This is a genomic window from Stenotrophomonas sp. SY1 (assembly GCF_021202945.1).
In the GTDB taxonomy this organism is placed as follows: Bacteria; Pseudomonadota; Gammaproteobacteria; order Xanthomonadales; family Xanthomonadaceae; genus Stenotrophomonas.
Window position 1 is genome coordinate 130,821 of sequence record NZ_JAJOYR010000003.1, and the last position, 17,157, is coordinate 147,977.

Sequence of the window (17,157 nt, forward strand, 5' to 3'; positions counted from 1 at the left end):
GCTACGCCGGGTGCGTTGCTGGCATCGTCGGCGCGTGAGCAACGCCGTCGTTCTTCCCCCGACGGTTGCACCTGACGTTGCCGTTACCCGGCGCGCACATCATTGGATCAAGCGCCCATGCCGGTCTTGACATCATTCTGAAACATGGATGCGGAAGTTTGCATAATCAGTTTCATCGATTGATGCAGTCGATTGGTCGTAACCCGCCTTAATCCGCTGGAATTGGCACAAATGAAGGTTTCAGCTGTTACATACCTTCGTGCGCAGATATGTATCTTTCTGCCGGTTTTGCGGCCTGGAATGCGTGAATCAGCATAATCCGGACATTTGCAGGCGGCCGGTAGGGGCTGCCGCGCGGGTGCTGTCGCGGCGCGGTTGGGGTGCATTGGAAGTGGAAACTGCCGGCACTTCGCAGTGACCGGTCGATGCGCTTCAGCGCTGCACGAGTGCGCGATAGGCGCGCGGGGTGATGCCGACGGTGCTCTTGAACTGGCGGGCGAATCCGCTCTGGTCGGAAAAGCCGCAGGTATGGCTGATCTCGGCGATGCCCGCCTCGGTGTGCAAGGCGCGCATCGCCGCTTCCATGCGCAGCTTGGTCAACAGCTGCTGCGGGGTGATCTGGAACACGCGCTTGAACAGGCGTTCGAGCTGCGCCACCGAGACACCGGCCTTGTCGGCCAGCAGGTTGATCCGCAGCGGCTCGTTGAAATGCGCCTGCATGTGGTCGATCACTTCCTGCAGGCGGCCGAACGAGGAGTGCTGGCTGTCGGGTTGGCCGAGATCGCGTGAGAGGCCGATCACGCCGACCACCTCGCCATCCTGGATCAGCGGCTGCTTGTAGGTCAGGCACCAGCCGGTCAAACGATTGGAGTACAGCTGGATTTCCAGCAGGTTCTCGATCACCTCGCCGCACAGCACGCGGCGGTCCTGCATGATGTACTTGCTGGCCAGCCCGGGCGGATACACCTGCAACACGCTCTTGCCGATGATGTCCTCGCGCTGCTTCACGCCCAGGCGCTGGATCAACGTCTGGTTCACATGCGTGTAGCAGCAGTCGGTGTCCTTGATGAAGAACACCACATCGGGGAGTTGATCAAACAGCCGCACCAGCTCCTTCGGTGACAGGTTGATGATGATGGGGCCTCTCCCGGCGGATGCGGTGTGGCGGCCGATGCAACAGCCGCGATGGACGCCGTGCCGGGAGCAACAAACTCACGCAGGGCGGGCGCTGAGTTTCCATCAGCGCCCGCATGCTGTCGAGCCACCACAGCGCCGCGTGCGGCGCTCAGGCCGGGTAGCGCAGTATCGCGGCCAATTCGCCGTTGCCGGGGATGTCCTGGCGACGTACGGCCAGAACCTGCGCGCCGCTGGCGAAGGCGCGCGAGGCGATCTCATCGACGATGCCATAGGCGTGGGCGTCGTCGTTGCTGACAAATTCCACCGCGCCGGTTTCATCGTCAACAAAGCCCGGCGTGGTGGAATCGATGTCGATCAGGATCGTCTGCACCGCGCCGAAGGTTGCCGCGCGTGCGGCACCGGCAATGTCGGTGGTGACCCGGCCCTCGTTGGCGCGACGCTGGAACAACTGGCCGATGTCGGCAAGCTGGCGGGCGTAGGCGTCATCCAGCGCCGGCCGCGCGCGCTGTGCAAGTTCAACGTCGGTCAGGCGGTCGGGGCTGTCGCTGATTTCAACAGGCAGCAGATGCGGATAGGAGTTCAGGCGCCGGAACACCGATGCCAGGCGACCGGTGGCGGCCAACACCAGCGGCGTTTCGCGGCCGGCAAGAATCGGGCGAAGGGCGGCGTCGACCTGGCGCACATACTGATCAAAGCGCACGTTCTGGCCTTCCGAGCCATGGATGCGGCCACTGTAGGTACGGTCGTTGAGCGTTGACTTGCCCACCGCCGATGCCGCGTCCCTGGGCAACCCGGGCACCTTGATGGTTGCCGGTGGCAGGTCGGCATGCATTTCCACCAGGCGGACTGCGTTTTCCGAAAGCGCCAGGATGAAGGCCGAGTGCGGGAAGGTAACCGCGCGGAACAGGGGCTTGAGATGGAAGCGGTCGGACACATGCACCTGCGACGTCAACGCGTTGGCCAGACGGTAAGTGCGGATGCTGTCGGCGGTGACGAAGATGGCAAGGCTGTTGGCCTGGAAGCGCCAGAACGTATCGTCATCGATCAGATCGTCCAGCGCCTCGACAATCAGGGCAAGACGCCGCTTGTCGAAACCGGCCTGTTCAAGCTGGTCTTGCGCCTGGCGCGCCAGATTGCCCAGTTCGATCCGCGAGGCGGGCGCTTCCTGGGTAAGCGGGGTTGTCCTGAGGTAGATCGAAACACAGGCATCGGCCCTTGCTGTTGCCAGCGACGCGAACTCAAGCCGTGTGGGGATGTCGAGATACAGCATCTGATGCTCCTGGGTTGCGTTGTCGTTTGCATGAGCGTACGCACGCGGGTGTTTCTGGCGGTGGCACATGAGGCCATCGCCAATGGCGCGCAGGACGGAGTGGATCGCGGGTGCGGGCTTGTCAGGTAATGCTACGTCGGTGCTGTGTTCGCGCCGTGATTGGTGCGCATCGGTGCGCTGGATTCACCTAGCGCCTGGACGCTGTGCAATGCGCGTCAGATCCAAGCCTTGAGCGATAAATACAGATCGCACACGTGCCGCTGTCACCCGTACTTAACGCGCCACGCGGCCACGCAAACTAGAGTGCAGCGGAGCTGCGAAATGGCTGCACCCGACACTGAATGTGCAACGGCGTGCATCCGGGGTTGCCCCGCTTCGCAATGCAATTGCCCATGCCGAGGAACATGTATGAAAGCCGTGCGCTTTGTGGAAACAGGCCGTCCGCCGGAGATCGTCGAACTGGCCACGCCAACACCCGGACCGGGCCAGGTGTTGCTGAAGATCGCCGGTGCCGGCGTCTGCCATTCGGACCTGCATGTGCTGGACGAGGACATGGGCATGAAAGGCCCGTTCACGCTCGGCCATGAGAACGCCGGTTGGATCGCGGGCGTGGGCGGCGGTGTTGATGGCTGGAAGGAAGGCGATCCGGTCGCGGTCTACGGGCCATGGGGCTGCGGGCGTTGCCGCACCTGCCAGAGCTCGGCGGAGAACTACTGCGAGAACCATGCCTCGATTCCCACCTTCGGCGGTGGCCTGGGCTCGGACGGTGGCATGGCCGAATACATGATCGTTCCCTCGCCGCGTCTGCTGGTGCCGCTGCACGGGCTGGACCCGGTGCAGGCCGCACCGTTGTCCGATGCCGCGTTGACGCCGTATCACGCGATCAAGGCCGCACTGCCGCTGCTGACCCCGGATGCCACGGTGCTGGTCGTTGGCATCGGCGGCCTGGGGCATATGGCGTTGCAGATCCTGCAGGCGCTCACGCCGGCCACGGTGATCGCCGCCGACATCGATGACGAGAAGCTTGCACATGCCAAGCAGCTGGGTGCGCGGCATACGATCAACACGCGCGATGGCCAGGCCGCTGCCGAAGCCATCAGCGCCATCGCCGGCGCACGTGGCATCACCGTGGCGCTGGACTTCGTCGGCGCGCAGCCCACGGTGGATCTGTGCGCGGGCGTGGTCGGGCGCAACAGCCGGTTGACCGTGGTTGGCCTGGGCGGTGGCACCGTGCAGTACGCGGCAAACAGGCCGCCGTATGGATGCCAGGTCACCATTCCCTATTGGGGTTCGCGCACCGAGCTGATGGAGGTGATTGCCCTGGCCGCATCCGGCCGCATCCGTGCGCACACCGAAGTGTTCAAGCTCGACCAGGCGGTGGAGGTCTATCAACGGCTGCGCGAAGGAAAGATCAACGGACGCGCGGTGCTGGTGCCCTGACAATCACGCCGCTGTTGCAGGAGACCGCTCCTGCGACGGCGTCTTCACCATGCCGCCAACGCTGTTGCCAGCCGTCGCTACTTGACGAAAATGAAGCCCCCACCCAAGGAAATCCCATGACCATTCACGCTTACGGTGCTCACGCCGGCGATCAGCCGTTGGTTCCATTGCAGATCACGCGCCGTGCACCCGGCGCGCACGATGTACAGATCGACATCGCCTATTGCGGCATCTGCCACTCGGACCTGCACCAGGTCCGTGCGGAATGGGCAGGCACGCTGTTCCCGTGCGTGCCCGGCCACGAGATCGTCGGCAAGGTGTCGGCAGTGGGTTCGGCGGTGACCGCGTTCAGCGCTGGCGACCTGGTTGGCGTGGGCTGCATCGTGGACAGCTGCCAGCACTGCGAGGAATGCGATGCCGGGCAGGAGAACTACTGCGACGGCATGATCGGCACCTACAACAGCCCGACCGCCGATGCGCCGGGGCATACACTGGGCGGTTACGCCGAACAGATCGTGGTGCATGAGCGTTATGTGCTGCGGGTGCGCCACAGCGCCGATCAGCTGGCCGCCGTGGCACCGCTGCTGTGCGCCGGTGTCACCACCTGGTCGCCGCTGCGTCATTGGAACGCCGGCCCCGGCAAGAAGGTGGGCGTGGTCGGCATCGGCGGGCTGGGCCACATGGGCGTGAAGCTGGCCCATGCGCTGGGCGCGCATGTGGTGGCCTTCACCACCTCCGAATCCAAGCGTGAAGCGGCGTTGGCGCTGGGCGCCGACGAAGTGGTGGTGTCGCGTGATCGCAAGCAGATGGCGGCCCACGCCAAGAGCATCGACCTGATCGTCAATACGGTGGCCGCGCCGCATGACCTGGATGCATTCCTGGCGCTGCTCAAGCGCGACGGCACGATGGTGCTGGTGGGTGCGCCGGCCACGCCGCATCCTTCGCCCAACGTGTTCAACCTGATCATGAAGCGTCGCTCGCTGGCCGGCTCGTTGATCGGCGGCATTCCCGAAACCCAGGAAATGCTGGATTTCTGCGCCAAGCATGGCGTGGTGGCCGATATCGAACTGGTCCGTGCCGAGCAGATCAACGAGGCCTACGAGCGCATGCTCAAGGGCGATGTGAAGTACCGCTTCGTCATCGACAACACCACGCTGGCCGGGTGATTGACGGCTCTACGCGCTGCTGTCCGGGAAATGCCCGGGCAGCGGCGGTGCGGCCACAGGAGCGGCCGTAGGAGCGGCTTCAGCCTCGAAGCTGGCGAAATTTCACCAGCCCATCGAGTCCGCAATCCGGTGATCCGAAGTTGCGAAGACGGCTTGGCGCGGAGCGATCATCAGCTTCGCGGCTGAAGCCGCTCCTACGCGCTCGCAATTCCTGCATTCGCCGTTGCTTGCACGCCGATCAGCTGCACATGCTCACCAGCAGGGCCGCGCAGGCTGCGATGCGGGCCGATGACCTGCATCTGCCAACCGGCGCCGCGCAGTGCAGCGTCATCCACGGCAGGCAGGTGCAGGCACAGGCTGTGCGTGCCGGCATGGCGGACCTGGGCAGGAGCGGGCAGTTGCACCTGGTCGATCTCGACCATGCACTGGCCCGGCATCGGCACCACCGCAACAGGGTAACGCCCCTCCAGCGGTTTGCCGTAGGCGCGGTTGAGCACGGTGATCTTTGTATCGAACGCCCAGCCCTTGGCACCGAGCAGCGCCGACCAGGCGCGTTGCGAGGCGTCGCGATCGGGCGTGGTCATCACGCCGATGAAGGTGGATGCGAGCACGGCATCGGTCATCGGCAGGTCGAACGGCGGTACCGGCGCCTTGATCTGGGTGAGATAGAGCAACTCTCCGCACGGGCCGAGCACCTGCGCGGCGCGGATCGCATCGCTCAGTTCAAGGTTGGCGGCGGCACCGAGCACAGTGAACGGTGCGCGCAGGCCGGCGGCCAGCGTGTCGATGTCACCGACCAGCACTTCCAGCGACAACCAGCCGTGACGGTGCATCGGCTCGCTGATGACAGCGTCGGGATCTTCAATCACCCGCAGCACTGGCTCGCCGAGGGGGTTGGCCAGCCATGCCAGCGGTGCGCCGGCCAGGTCAGGCAGGTCCAGAACAGCGGCATCCTCGGCGCCGAGCGTGCCACGTGCGTGCTCACGCATCGACAGCTGTGCGCGGTAGGCATCGATCACCAGCTGCAGGTCTGGGGCGATCAGCGTGGCATGCACGATGCCGTCGCGTGCGCCGCTCATGCGCGACGCTCCGCTGCCAGCTTGCGCTCCAGCCACGGCATCAGGCCGCCGCCGGCCACGATTGCCATCAGCTCGGTCGGAATCTTTTCACAGGCGAACTCACGTCCGGTGCTGTGGTTGATGATGTGGCCTTCGACCGGCCGTACTTCCAGCTCGTCGCCGCGCGAAACCTCCAGCTCGGTGCAGACCAACGCCGGAACGCCGAGGTTGAGTGCATTGCGATAGAAGATGCGCGCGAACGACCTGGCAACGATGGCGCCGACACCAAGTTCGGCCAATGCCTGCACGGCCTGCTCGCGCGAGGAGCCGATGCCGAAGGATTCGCCGCCGACCACGATGTCGCCACGTTTCACCTCGCTGGCGAACGCCGGGTCCACCGCTTCCAGGCAATGGCTGGCCAGCACGTGCATCGGCTCACGCATGTATGGCCCGGGGGCGAGCACATCGGTGTCGATGCGGTCGCCGAAAACGAAGGCCTTGCCACGGACGTTCATGCGCTTTCCCCCAGCAGTTCGCGCGGATCACAGATTTCACCTTTTACCGCAGCGGCGGCCACCGAGTACGGCGAACCCAGATAAACCTGTGCTTCGGCCGAGCCCATGCGGCCTTTGAAGTTGCGCGCGGTGGTGGACATGCACACTTCACCGCTGCTGAGCATGCCTGCGCCCATGCCGGCGCAGGCGCCGCAGCCGGACGGCAGCAGGATCGCGCCGGCTTCGGTCAGCGCGGCCAGGGTGCCTTCGGCAGCGGCCTGCGCGGTCATCGCCACCGAGGCCGGTGCGATCAACAGGCGCGTGCCGTTGGCGACCTTGCGGCCTTTCAGCACTTCGGCGGCCATGCGCAGGTCGGTGAGCTTGGCGCCGGTGCAGGCGCCGATATAGGCCTGGTCGATACGCACCTTGCCGTGCTCGCCGACCGGCCGGCTGTTGGCCGGGCTGTGCGGTGCGGCCACGTGCGGGGCGATCTGCGCGGCGTTGTAGCGGTAGCGGTGCAGGTAGTCGGCATCGGCGTCGCTGCGCCAATGCGCCAGGTCGCCGCTGAATGGTTTGCCGGCCTGTTCCAGTGCGGCAAGCGTGGTCGCATCGGGTTCGACGATGCCGGTTTCCGCGCCCAGTTCGGCGGCCATGTTGCACAGGGTCAGTCGCTCGTGCATCGGCATGGCCTGCACCGCGCTGCCGCCGTACTCGAACACCTGGCCTTCGTTGCCCATGCCGTACTGGCCGCACAGCATCAGCATCACATCCTTGGCGCTGACGCCGGCAGCAAGCTGGCCGTCGAGCTGCACGCGGGTGGTCTGCGGCACGCGCAGCCACACTTCGCCGGTGACCAGCGCGCCGGTGATGTCGGTGGCGCCCATGCCCACCATGAAGGCACCGAACGCACCGCCGCTGGGCGAGTGCGAATCACCGCCGACGCAGAACATGCCCGGCTGCACGTGGCCATGTTCCTGCAGCACCACGTGGCAGATGCCGAGCATGTCGTAATGGGTGACGCCGTGTGCCTGCGCCCACCTGCGGGTGAGGGCGAGGATGTCCGCGCTCTCCATGTCCACCGCCGGCACGAAGTGGTCCGAAACCACCACCACCTTGTCCGCATCCCAAACCTTGGCGCCGAGTTTTTCCAGCCGCGAGGCGACCCGTCGCGGGCCGCCGGAGTCGTGCATCATCAGCAGGTCGAGCCTGGCGGTGAGGATTTCCCCCGCGCGCACCGCCTGGCGCCCACAGGCGCGGGCAAGGATCTTTTCGGCAAGCGTTGCGCTCAAACAAGCGTCTCCGGGTTGATGGCTTCGTAGTCCATGCGCATCTGGTAGCGCAGCTGATCGGGGCGGTACTGGATTTCCAGCAGGTCCAGCAACTGCTGGCCGCTGCCATAGGAGCGGCGCTCCATCGTCATCACTGCCTGTCCGGGTGACATCTGCAGGTGCATGGCCGCCAGTGCGCCCACGCGCAATGCCGACACGGTCTGTTGAACCTGCACGAACTGGATGCCGCAACGACGGAACAGCGCGATGCGCGGCCCATAAGCCAGCTGGTCGGCGTTGAAATCCGGGTGTGCGGTGCGGGTCCAGCTGGCGTAGTAACCGAACGGGTGGCCGTGGCGGGTACGCACGCGCACGCAGCGCACCAGTGTCTCGTCCGGCGCGCTGCCGAACAGCTCGCGTATCGGCTCCGGCGGCAGCGCACGTTCCCAGCCCAGCAGCCGCACCTGGGTGTTGTCGGCCAGCGTGTCCAGGGTGTGCATCAGCTCGCCCAGCGGCGTCTTCAGCGGCATGGGAATGACCGAGGTGCGCGCCTTGCCACCAACCACGCGGGTGCCACGGCCACGCTGGCGTACCAGCAGGCCGTCGTCGGCCAGCACCTGCAGCGCCTGGCGTACCGTCACCCGCGAAATGCGCAGGCGCCGGGCCAGTTCCTCCTCGCGCGGCAGCTGCTCGCCATCGCCGATCTCACCGCGCTCGATCAGGCCGCGCAGGAAGCCCTGCAGCTGGTGATAGAGCGGCGCGTGCACGTCGCGGCGGAGGATGCCCTCCAGGGATTGGGTGGTGAACGGGTCCAAGGCTGCCGTCGGTCCGCAAATAATCTTAATGATATATCTATATAACTATATTTGGTCCGGCCCGCAAATCGGCCGGCCGCTTTCTTCGCCCGCCGTCCTGTGCAACTATTTGTCCGGACATTGTTGTTGCAACATCCGTCAGACCGCTCCTCCGCGACTCAAGGGATGCCGATGAAACGTTGCTACCCGTGGCTGATCTGCATCGTGGCGATGCTGATGCTTGCCATTTCCAATGGCATGACCATGACCGGGATCACTGCCTTCGATCCGTCGCTGCTGGATGAATTCGGCTGGAGCCGGGGCCAGCTCAAGTTCCGCGACATGTTCAACCTGCTGCTGGCCGCGGCCCTGTCGCCGTTCGTTGGCGCGCTGATCGACCGCATCGGTGTGCGCACCCTGGCGCTGTTCGGCAGCGTGCTGCTGGCGGCGCTGTACGCGGCGTATTCGCAGGTGCATTCGATCACCCACGTCTACCTGATCCACGTCGGCTTCGCGGCGGTGGTGGTCAGCAGCGGCCTGAGCGTGGCGGTGATCATGGTCTCGCAGTGGTTCCACACTCGCCGTGGCACGGCGCTGGGCATCGCGCTGGTGGGCAGCAGTCTGGGCGGCATGCTGGTGCCCAAGGTGATCGTGGCGCTGCTGCCCGAGCACGGCTGGCGCGGAAGCTTCCTGCTGATGGCGGTGATTCCATTGGCGCTGTTCTTCGTATGCCTGCTGCTGGTGAAGCAGCCCGGAGCGCTGGGCATGCGGCCGTGGGGCGAAGGTCAGGCCAGCGCCGCCTGCCGGCCGGGCGTATCCAGCTCGCTGCCCGACCTGAGTTATCGCCAGGCGCTGCGCACGCGCACGTTCTGGGCCCTGTCGCTGGTGGCGGTGACCACCTTCTGGGGAATCATGTCGCTGTCCTCGCATCTGATCCTGCACATGAAGGACCTGGGCTTCAGCGGCAAGCAGGCGGCCGACGGCATGTTCCTGCTGTTTGGGTTGGGGATGGTGGGCAAGTTCCTGTTCGGCTTCCTGGCCGATGTGACCACGCCGAAGAAGGTGTTCGTCTGCAACGTCGTGCTGATGGCGGTCGGTGCGGTGATCATCGCCCTGCAGCAGCCGGCGCTGCTGTGGGCCGGCCTGATCGTGATGGGCCTGGGCTGGGGTGGTCTGTACGCGATCCTGCAGTTGCAGATCGTGGAGGCGTTCGGGCTCAGCGCTGCCGGCAAGATCCTGGGCACCATCTCGTTGATGGACGCAACCTCGGCGGGCCTGGGCATCTGGCTGACCGCAGTGATGTTCGACCATTACGGCAACTATCGGGTGGCCTTCATCGTGATCGCGGTGCTGGTGGTGATCGGCATGCTGGCCTCGCTGCTGGTGCGTGACGAGCGGCGGTTGGCATTCGCGGCGGCGCAGAGTGACCCCTCCCCAACCCTCCCCTTTGCTTCGCAGAAGGGAGGGGGCTGAAGGGCGTCGCGGGGGGCGTCTGACAGCGCCCACTCCCTTGCGCCGCAGGTGGTGGGGTAGCCGCCCCGTGTCGCAACCTGAGCTCCCCAAGCAACGCATGCACAAAGGCCCGCTCGCGCGGGCCTTTGTCATTCCACCGGGTTGGACCCCAGCATCAGAACGGCTTCAACTTCCCCAAGGCCATGATCGCCAGGATGATCATCCAGATGCACAGCACCGGGATCTTCACCCGCGCGACCAACTGTTTCAGCGCCAGCTGTTCGGCATCGGTGGCGGTGTTGCTGACCACCTTGCCGAACAACGGCCCGAACGGCCGCAGCTGGATGCGCACCAGCAGGCCCATGCTGATGATGCCGGCGAACAACACCAGCTTGGCGCCGAGCCAGCGGCTCTGTGCGATGAGGCCGCCGTCGCTGAAGGCGTCCACACCGGCCGCCACGCAACCGGCAAGCACCACCAGCCTCACGTAGAAATCCACGCGCGCGATGCGATGCCCCGCCGCCGAATGTTCCTTGACGAACGCCGCCCAGGCCAGCGCCAGCCAACCGAGGGTGACCAGCCACACCAGCCACAACCATCCGTGCAGCGGCAGCAACCCGGCCTGCGTGGCGACGGTCAGGCCGGTGCCGAAAGCCATGATCAGGCAGGTGCGCGGAATCATGTCCAGCAACATCATCGCCTTGGCCGAGAACAACCGCACGGGCAGGGGCTGTGCCGGGTCGGCGATCTTGCCGGCGATGTAGAACACGCCCAGGTCACCGCCCAGCCAATAGCCACCGATCAACAGATGCAGCAGCAACAACAATTGGTAGTCCATCAGTGTCTCCAAAGAACATCGCTCCCATGCGGGAGCGATGTGTGCGACGGGAAGGCGTGGCTCACCAGAAGCGGTATTTGAAATCCATGCCGTAGGTGCGTGGCACATTCGGGTAGATCACGCCGACGCCCAGGTTGGCGATGTCAAAGCCGCCGGTGGAGGAGAACTGATCGCTGAGGTTCTTGCCCCATACCGCAACCGACCAGTTCGCCTCACGCGGCTCGTAGGAGATGCGTGCGTTGTACTCGGTATTGGCGCGGGTCATGATCAGCCGCGATGCGTCCTGGTTCTGGTAGTACTCGTCGGTGTGGCGTGCCTGTGCGGCGAACACCAGGTCGGCATTGCCTACCGGCTGCACGTAGGTTGCCGCCAGCGTCCACTGCATGTCCGGTGAACTCTTCATCGGACGACCATTGAAGTAGGCCGCGTTGACGTCGGCGTAGTTCTGGTACTCGCCGTCGATGGTGCCGATGCTGGCATCCACGCGCAGCTTGCTGGTCAGCTGCGCCTGCGCGTCGATCTCGATGCCCTGGATCAGCGCGCCGGTGGCGTTGGTCATCACGAACACGCCATCCGGGTTCACCGCGGTGAGCTGGATGCCGTCGTAATCCAACCGGTAGTAGTCGGCGTTCAAACGCAGGCGGTTGTCCCACAACGTCGACTTCACGCCGACTTCGTAGGCGCGAAGGGTTTCGGCATCGACCGGGGTGATGGTGGCGTAGGTGGTGCCACGGCCGTTGAAGCCACCGCTCTTGAAGCCGGTGGTGACGCTGGCGTAGCCCATCACGTTGTCACTGAAGTCATAGGACAACAGCGCCTTCCAGTCGGGGCGGTTCCAGCTCTTCTCCATCTGCTTGCTGAAGTTGGGGGTGCCGTTGGCGCGTACCGCGCGCAGCGAGAAGTCCTTGTTCTCGTAGCTGTAACGGCCGCCCAAGGTCAGGGTGAGCTTGTCGGTGAACTTGTAGTCACCCTGCGCGTACACCGCGTAGGCGCTGGTGTCCTGCTTGATGTAGTTGGTACCACCGCGGGTGAAGATGTCATTGCGGGTGGGCTGGTCGTTGTGTTCCCAGAAGGTGAACACACCGGCCACCCAGCTGAAGGGACCTTCGAGCTGCGAGGTGAACTGCGCTTCGTAGCCGTGCTGGTTCTGCTTCTGGTCCTGCTCCAGGTGGTAGCGCATCTGGTCGGTGCCATCCACGTCCATGTAGAAGTGATGCTCGAGCGTGCGGTAGTGCAGGATGTTGCGCCAGGAGAAGCTGCCGAAGTCGGTTTCGCTGGTCAGCGACACGCCGAACTGATCCAGGTCGTTGATGCCCAGCGTGTCGGACTTGGTCTTGTAGAAGCTGCCCAGCTTGGGAATGACGTGGTCGTTTCCGTCCAGCATCACCGGCGTGCCCCAGGCCGGCGTGGAACGTTCGCGCAGGCGGTCGATGCTCAAGGTGGCGTAGGACGCTTCGCCCCAGGTGGTGGCAAACGCCAGGCGGCCGGCAAGCATGTCCTGGTCGTTGACCCAGCGGTTGTGGGTGATGTCGTACATGATGCCGTCGCGGTTGCGGCTGAGCACCGCGGCCGAGACGTCCAGGGTTTCGCCGATGCGGGTGGTGAAGCTGGCGCGGCCGTCCAGCCGGCCGATGTTGCCGATGCTGCCGTCGAAGCTGAGCTTCTCTTCGCCGGTGGGCTTCTTGGAGATGTAGCGGATCGCGCCGCCGGTGGCATTGCGCCCGTACAGCGTGCCCTGCGGGCCGCGCAGCACTTCGATGCGGTCCACGTCGTACAGGTCGAGCATGGCGCCGTTCTGGCGGGCGATGTAGACATCGTCGATGTACAACGCCACGGCCGGATCGTTGGTGAACATCGATTCGTCGGCGCCGACGCCGCGCATGATGATCTTGGCGCCCGAGCTGGTGCCGGTGTTCTGCTCGATGATGATGTTGGGTGTGGTGAACTTGATGTCGTCCACGCGCTTGATCTGCATGCGATCAAGCGCCGGCCCGCTGATGACGCTCATGCTCAGTGGCGTCTTCTGCATTTCTGCTTCGCGTCGTTGGGCAGTGACGCTGACCTGGTCCAGCTGCACGGCATCGGAGCTGGTCGATTGGGCGTGGGCGGCGTTGCCGTTGCCAAGTGCTGCCACGATAGCGACAGCCAGAACACTCCGGTACAGAACATCTCTCATGACTCGCCTCGTAGCGTGATGAAGGAAAAGCTCTTACGGGTGGGGCGGAATCGGTATATAGATATATCAATGCTTCCTAAGAAGTATTCCGTCATTTGTCCGGACAATCAACCAGACTATTGCACCAATATTGCAGGCCTGATGAATACGCGTGTGTGTATTCAATCCATTGAATTTGTTTGGTTTCATCCGCCGAGGCGAGCGGGAACTTTGTCCTATAGGTGCGGTTGATAGGGCAAAGTCGAGCGATGTGCATTTGCAGCATAAATGACCGGACAAAGATTCTGCCGAGGTCACGTTTGTTGCTATAACCAAGCGCTCGAACATCAGCAGGAGTGGCTGCGTGCACAAGCAAACGGGAATCGGCCGGCAGTTCGTCCGCATTGGTGGCAGGCATGTGCACTACCGTTACGCCGGCAGCGGGCCGGTACTGATGCTGCTGCATCAATCACCGCAGAACTCGCGCATGTGGTTGTCGATGATCGAGCGCTTCGCCGACCGCTATACGGTGATCGCGCCGGATACGCCGGGCTTCGGTTACTCCGATCCATTGCCGGAACAAGCGCCGGGCATCGAGCATTTCGCCAACGCCACGCTCGAACTTGCCGATGCCTTGGGCATCGAGCGCTTTGCGCTGTTTGGCATGCATACCGGCGGCCTGATCGGCATGCACCTGGCGTGGATTGCACCGCAGCGTTTGCTGGGCCTGATCATCGACGGCTACGCGCTGTTCAACGATGCAGAACGTGCGCGTTACACCGATCGCTATCTGCCGCCGTTCGTGCCGAGCTGGGACGGTGCCCACCTGCGCTGGTTGTGGTCGCGCATGCGCGAGCAGCTGTACTTCTTCCCGTGGTGCGATCCATCGGCCGAATGCGCGATCCGGTTGCCTCCGTACAGTGCGCAGGGCACGCACGATGCGGCGATGGACATCCTCGACGTCGGCGACAATTACCGCAGCGGTTACGGTGCCGCGTTCCGTTACACGCAACGGCAACGCGTGGCCGAACTGCGTTGCCCGACATGGTTGATCTACCGCAACGATGATGTGTTGCTCAGCCATCGGCCGCGTCTGCCTGCGTTGCCGGACAACGTGTTGAGCATCGAGGAGCCCGATGGCGTGGATGGCCTGCATCGGCGCATGGACGCGATCCTTGCCGGGATCAGTGAAGGCGCGCAGCGCGAGGTGTCGCTGCACGCGCGCGAAGCCGAGGGTTGGTCGCGACGGATCGTGGCAACGCCGGTGGGTGAAGTGGCGTTGTGGTTGCGCCCGGGGAGCGGCGCGGTGGTGCTGCATGTGCATGCGCCGGGACAACAACCGCAGCGTCCGCACGCAGCGCCGGACGATGCACGGATGCAGCTTGCCATCGAGCTGCCTGGCCACGGCGCATCATCGGAGGTCACGCTGCCGCTGACGGCGGCGACGATGCAGGCTGCCTTGCAGGCGCTCTGCATGCAGCTGGCGCCTGCAATGCCGGTGGTTGTGCATGCGCACGACGCGGCCTGCGCCTACGTTCCTGCACTGGCCGGTTGGCTGGGTGAGCGCTTGCAGCGCGTTGTCCTGCATCGGCCGTGGTTGTTGCAGGGCGATGAGCGCGAAACCTTCCTGCAGCAGCTGCCGGACCCACGCGTGCACGCTGCCGGCGGGCATATGGCCGAAGCGTGGCAGTGGGAGCGTGAGCGCCACCTGCTGTGGCCGTGGCTGCCGCCCAGCGCTGCGGCCCGGCGGTTGCTGGCCGCACCGGACAGCGCGCAGGTGCACGCCAACGTGGTCGAGCTTCTGCGGCTGGGGCAGCGCATGCCGGCGCTGTTCCGGGACGCGGTGGTGGCCGATCTTGCGGCGCAGATCCTGGCGCTGCAGGTGCCGGTTCAGTTGATTGCCGATGACGCGCAGGATCATGACGGACGCATCGCCGCGTTGCGCACGCGCCTGCTTATGGACGCATGAAAGGCAGCCTCCGGTGAGCTCACACCGGAGGCTCTCGCAGCGCTACCGCAGCGGCTGGAACAACTCCAGCTGCTCGCCATCGGGGCCGAACAGCGTGGCGGCATCACAATCGCCGAAGCCGGGCAGGGCCAGCCTGGCGCGGGCGATGAGTTGCGCGCCGAGCATGCTCAGGGTTTGCACGTCGGCGTCGAGATCGTCGCTGGCCAGCGACGCGGAGAGGATGCCGATGTTCGGCGGCACCGCGGCATCGCGCAGCGGTGCATCGGGCAGGTGTTCCATGTCCAGATACGCGAACATCTCCACGCGTCCGGGCACGATGTGTCCGTCCTTGATCAGGTTGACGTTGTGGATGCGCACCGGGCGATCGGTGCCTAGCAGGGTCTGCAGTTCGGGAAAGTCGAGTACGCGATCGAACAGCACTTCAAAGCCGAGCGCCTTGTAGAACGCCACCGAGCGCGGTACGTCGCGGCTGGCGATGGCGATGGTCTGCACCACGCTGACATCGGTGTTGAGCGGGCCGCGCAGCTCACCGCCCTTCTCGTAGGAGAACACGTCCAGGCGGATGCCATCGGGGTCGTCGTTGATCGAGTCGCGCACCGCGACCTGCTCGCTGACCTCCCAGTAGCTGGGCTCGTGTTCACTGCTGCCACCGGCTGCGGTGATGGCCCGCATCGTCGCCAGGGCATCCCTGCAACGGAAGTTGAGCGCGTAGAAGCCGCTGCCGTTGTAGAGGTTATCAGTGTTCCACAGGCGCTGGCCGGGTACGTCGAAGGCAACCAGGCGGATCCTGCCCAGCCCTGAATCATCGGGAGCGAGAACCGCGTATTCGCCGTTTAGCGTGGGATCGAAACGCCACAGCGGTGCCAGTGCGGCACTGAGTTCGCCGCGCGCCTGGACGCGGTAGCCCAATGCGCTTTCGTAGAAGGCGCAGGCGCGTTGCAGGTCGCTGACGCCAAGGGTGACTGCTTTCACTTCGGACAACATGCCGGACTCCCGTTGCAGGATCGTGGAAAGGTCGTGCCCTCCTGATCCTGCAATATGTCCGGACAAATTGTCCAGCGAGTGAAGCGAACGTCACCCCTCCCCAACCCTCCCCTTCGCCATGCGAAAGGGAGGGGGCAGTTGGCTGCAATCCGGCCGAGCATGCATGGCCGCTCCCCCCCTTTGCCGCAGGCAAGGGGAGGGGTGGGGAGGGGTGCTTTGCAGCGATCTGAAACGACAACAACCTCGCGGCGGAAACCGCTCCTACCGCGAAGCCGCAAGCCTGCGTGGGCTCAGCGCTCAGTCATGCCCGCCGGCGTCCACATCCAGCGTCATCTGGTAGGTGAACTGATCCGGCCGGTACTGCACGTTCAACAGGTCCACCAGGTTGCCGTCACCGTCGTAGGAGCGGCGTTCCAGGGCGAGCAGGGCGGTGCCCGGTTCCACCTTCAGGTGCATGGCGGCGATGGCATCGGCATTGACCGCCGACAGCACCTGCTCGACCTGCTTGATGTGGATGCCGGCTGCCTGGAACAACTTCAGGCGTGAGCTGTTGGCCAGCTTGGCTTCGTTGAAGTCCGGGTGGTCGGTGCGGGTCCAGCTGTTGTAGTAGCCAAACGGCGTGTCACCGCGCAGGCGCAGGCGGATGGCGTGCACCAGCGGGTCGCGCGGGCCGGTGTCGAACAGGGCGCGGATCGGCTCCGGCGGCACCGCACGGCGGAACTGCAGCAGCTGCACCTTGGTGTTCTCGGCCAGCACTTCCAGGCTTTCCAGCAGGCCGGTCAGCGGGCTGTGCATCGGCTTGGGCCGCGAACGGTGGATCACGTGCGTGCCCTTGCCACGGCGCCGCTCCACCAGGCCCTCGGCGGCCAGCTCATCCAGCGCCCGCTTGGCGGTGATGCGCGAGACGCCAAAGCCGTCGGCCAGGTCGAACTCGGTCGGGATGCGCGCGCCACGCGGGATCTCGCCGTTGAGGATCCGGTCGCGCAGCAGGCTGAACATCTGGTGGTAAAGCGGCGTGGGCAGGTCGTTGCGCAGCAGTTTGTGCGCGTTGGAACTCAGCAACGCGGTCAGTGTGTCCTGGGACATCCTCGCTTCACCCTCCTTTGGCTTAATGCTATAACGATATGACAAA

The 17,157-nt window shown here is 64.7% G+C and carries 14 protein-coding genes; 4 read left to right on the forward strand and 10 right to left on the reverse strand.

Annotated features, from left to right (window positions below):
- Positions 1-432 precede the first annotated feature (432 nt).
- On the reverse strand, positions 433-1,137 hold the full coding sequence (locus tag LR961_RS17685) for an AraC family transcriptional regulator (RefSeq protein ID WP_232151439.1): 705 nt from the start codon (positions 1,135-1,137) through the stop codon (positions 433-435).
- A 148-nt stretch (positions 1,138-1,285) separates the two neighbouring features.
- Positions 1,286-2,407, reverse strand: a complete 1,122-nt coding sequence (locus tag LR961_RS17690; protein ID WP_232151291.1) for a hypothetical protein — start codon at positions 2,405-2,407, stop codon at positions 1,286-1,288.
- A gap of 408 nt (positions 2,408-2,815) precedes the next feature.
- Here LR961_RS17690 and LR961_RS17695 point away from each other — a divergent pair, with 408 nt between their 5' ends.
- Together LR961_RS17695 and LR961_RS17700 are read left to right on the forward strand one after the other, a co-directional pair.
- Positions 2,816-3,847: an NAD(P)-dependent alcohol dehydrogenase gene (locus LR961_RS17695; RefSeq protein WP_232151292.1), complete on the forward strand. Its 1,032-nt coding sequence runs from the start codon at positions 2,816-2,818 to the stop codon at positions 3,845-3,847.
- 116 nt (positions 3,848-3,963) lie between these two features.
- Positions 3,964-5,013 carry an NAD(P)-dependent alcohol dehydrogenase gene (locus tag LR961_RS17700; RefSeq protein ID WP_232151293.1) on the forward strand — a complete coding sequence of 350 codons (1,050 nt, stop codon included), beginning with the start codon at positions 3,964-3,966 and terminating at the stop codon, positions 5,011-5,013.
- A 194-nt stretch (positions 5,014-5,207) separates the two neighbouring features.
- On the opposite strand, the gene LR961_RS17705 is transcribed toward LR961_RS17700, so the two are convergent.
- The 4 genes from LR961_RS17705 to LR961_RS17720 are packed head-to-tail and all read right to left on the reverse strand — an operon-like array spanning position 5,208 to position 8,648.
- Positions 5,208-6,092, reverse strand: coding sequence for a hypothetical protein (locus LR961_RS17705; RefSeq protein ID WP_232151294.1), 885 nt, complete (start codon positions 6,090-6,092; stop codon positions 5,208-5,210).
- Complete coding sequence (locus LR961_RS17710) at positions 6,089-6,586, reverse strand: 3-isopropylmalate dehydratase (RefSeq protein ID WP_232151295.1); 498 nt, start codon at positions 6,584-6,586, stop codon at positions 6,089-6,091. Before LR961_RS17710 ends, LR961_RS17705 begins: the two co-directional genes overlap by 4 nt.
- Positions 6,583-7,854: a 3-isopropylmalate dehydratase large subunit gene (locus tag LR961_RS17715; protein ID WP_232151296.1), complete on the reverse strand. Its 1,272-nt coding sequence runs from the start codon at positions 7,852-7,854 to the stop codon at positions 6,583-6,585. Before LR961_RS17715 ends, LR961_RS17710 begins: the two co-directional genes overlap by 4 nt.
- Positions 7,851-8,648, reverse strand: coding sequence for a GntR family transcriptional regulator (locus LR961_RS17720; RefSeq protein WP_232151297.1), 798 nt, complete (start codon positions 8,646-8,648; stop codon positions 7,851-7,853). The genes LR961_RS17715 and LR961_RS17720 overlap by 4 nt, the downstream gene beginning before the upstream one ends.
- A gap of 171 nt (positions 8,649-8,819) precedes the next feature.
- On the opposite strand from LR961_RS17720, the gene LR961_RS17725 reads away from it, so the two are divergent.
- Complete coding sequence (locus LR961_RS17725; RefSeq protein WP_232151298.1) at positions 8,820-10,100, forward strand: MFS transporter; 1,281 nt, start codon at positions 8,820-8,822, stop codon at positions 10,098-10,100.
- Positions 10,101-10,254: 154 nt separating this feature from the next.
- Here LR961_RS17725 and LR961_RS17730 read toward each other — a convergent pair whose 3' ends face one another.
- Positions 10,255-10,917, reverse strand: coding sequence for a hypothetical protein (locus tag LR961_RS17730; RefSeq protein WP_232151299.1), 663 nt, complete (start codon positions 10,915-10,917; stop codon positions 10,255-10,257).
- Between the two features lie 61 nt (positions 10,918-10,978).
- The gene (locus LR961_RS17735; RefSeq protein WP_232151300.1) at positions 10,979-13,093 is read right to left on the reverse strand and encodes a TonB-dependent receptor; all 2,115 of its coding nucleotides are present in this window, start codon (positions 13,091-13,093) and stop codon (positions 10,979-10,981) included.
- 343 nt (positions 13,094-13,436) lie between these two features.
- Here LR961_RS17735 and LR961_RS17740 point away from each other — a divergent pair, with 343 nt between their 5' ends.
- On the forward strand, positions 13,437-15,041 hold the full coding sequence (locus tag LR961_RS17740; RefSeq protein WP_232151301.1) for an alpha/beta hydrolase: 1,605 nt from the start codon (positions 13,437-13,439) through the stop codon (positions 15,039-15,041).
- Between the two features lie 42 nt (positions 15,042-15,083).
- On the opposite strand, the gene LR961_RS17745 is transcribed toward LR961_RS17740, so the two are convergent.
- Positions 15,084-16,025, reverse strand: coding sequence for a VOC family protein (locus LR961_RS17745; RefSeq protein ID WP_232151302.1), 942 nt, complete (start codon positions 16,023-16,025; stop codon positions 15,084-15,086).
- 297 nt (positions 16,026-16,322) lie between these two features.
- Entirely contained in the window at positions 16,323-17,111 is a 789-nt protein-coding gene (locus LR961_RS17750) for a GntR family transcriptional regulator (protein ID WP_232151303.1), read from the reverse strand.
- Positions 17,112-17,157 lie beyond the last annotated feature (46 nt).

What these genes read in the sequence shown, in the direction of transcription:
- LR961_RS17745 (WP_232151302.1), bottom strand. Translation starts at nt 16,025, where the DNA reads ATGTTGTCCGAAGTGAAAGCAGTCACCCTTGGCGTCAGCGACCTGCAA.
- LR961_RS17690 (WP_232151291.1), bottom strand. Translation starts at nt 2,407, where the DNA reads ATGCTGTATCTCGACATCCCCACACGGCTTGAGTTCGCGTCGCTGGCA.
- LR961_RS17750 (WP_232151303.1), bottom strand. Translation starts at nt 17,111, where the DNA reads ATGTCCCAGGACACACTGACCGCGTTGCTGAGTTCCAACGCGCACAAA.
- LR961_RS17695 (WP_232151292.1), top strand. Translation starts at nt 2,816, where the DNA reads ATGAAAGCCGTGCGCTTTGTGGAAACAGGCCGTCCGCCGGAGATCGTC.
- LR961_RS17710 (WP_232151295.1), bottom strand. Translation starts at nt 6,586, where the DNA reads ATGAACGTCCGTGGCAAGGCCTTCGTTTTCGGCGACCGCATCGACACC.
- LR961_RS17730 (WP_232151299.1), bottom strand. Translation starts at nt 10,917, where the DNA reads ATGGACTACCAATTGTTGTTGCTGCTGCATCTGTTGATCGGTGGCTAT.
- LR961_RS17735 (WP_232151300.1), bottom strand. Translation starts at nt 13,093, where the DNA reads ATGAGAGATGTTCTGTACCGGAGTGTTCTGGCTGTCGCTATCGTGGCA.
- LR961_RS17700 (WP_232151293.1), top strand. Translation starts at nt 3,964, where the DNA reads ATGACCATTCACGCTTACGGTGCTCACGCCGGCGATCAGCCGTTGGTT.
- LR961_RS17705 (WP_232151294.1), bottom strand. Translation starts at nt 6,092, where the DNA reads ATGAGCGGCGCACGCGACGGCATCGTGCATGCCACGCTGATCGCCCCA.
- LR961_RS17725 (WP_232151298.1), top strand. Translation starts at nt 8,820, where the DNA reads ATGAAACGTTGCTACCCGTGGCTGATCTGCATCGTGGCGATGCTGATG.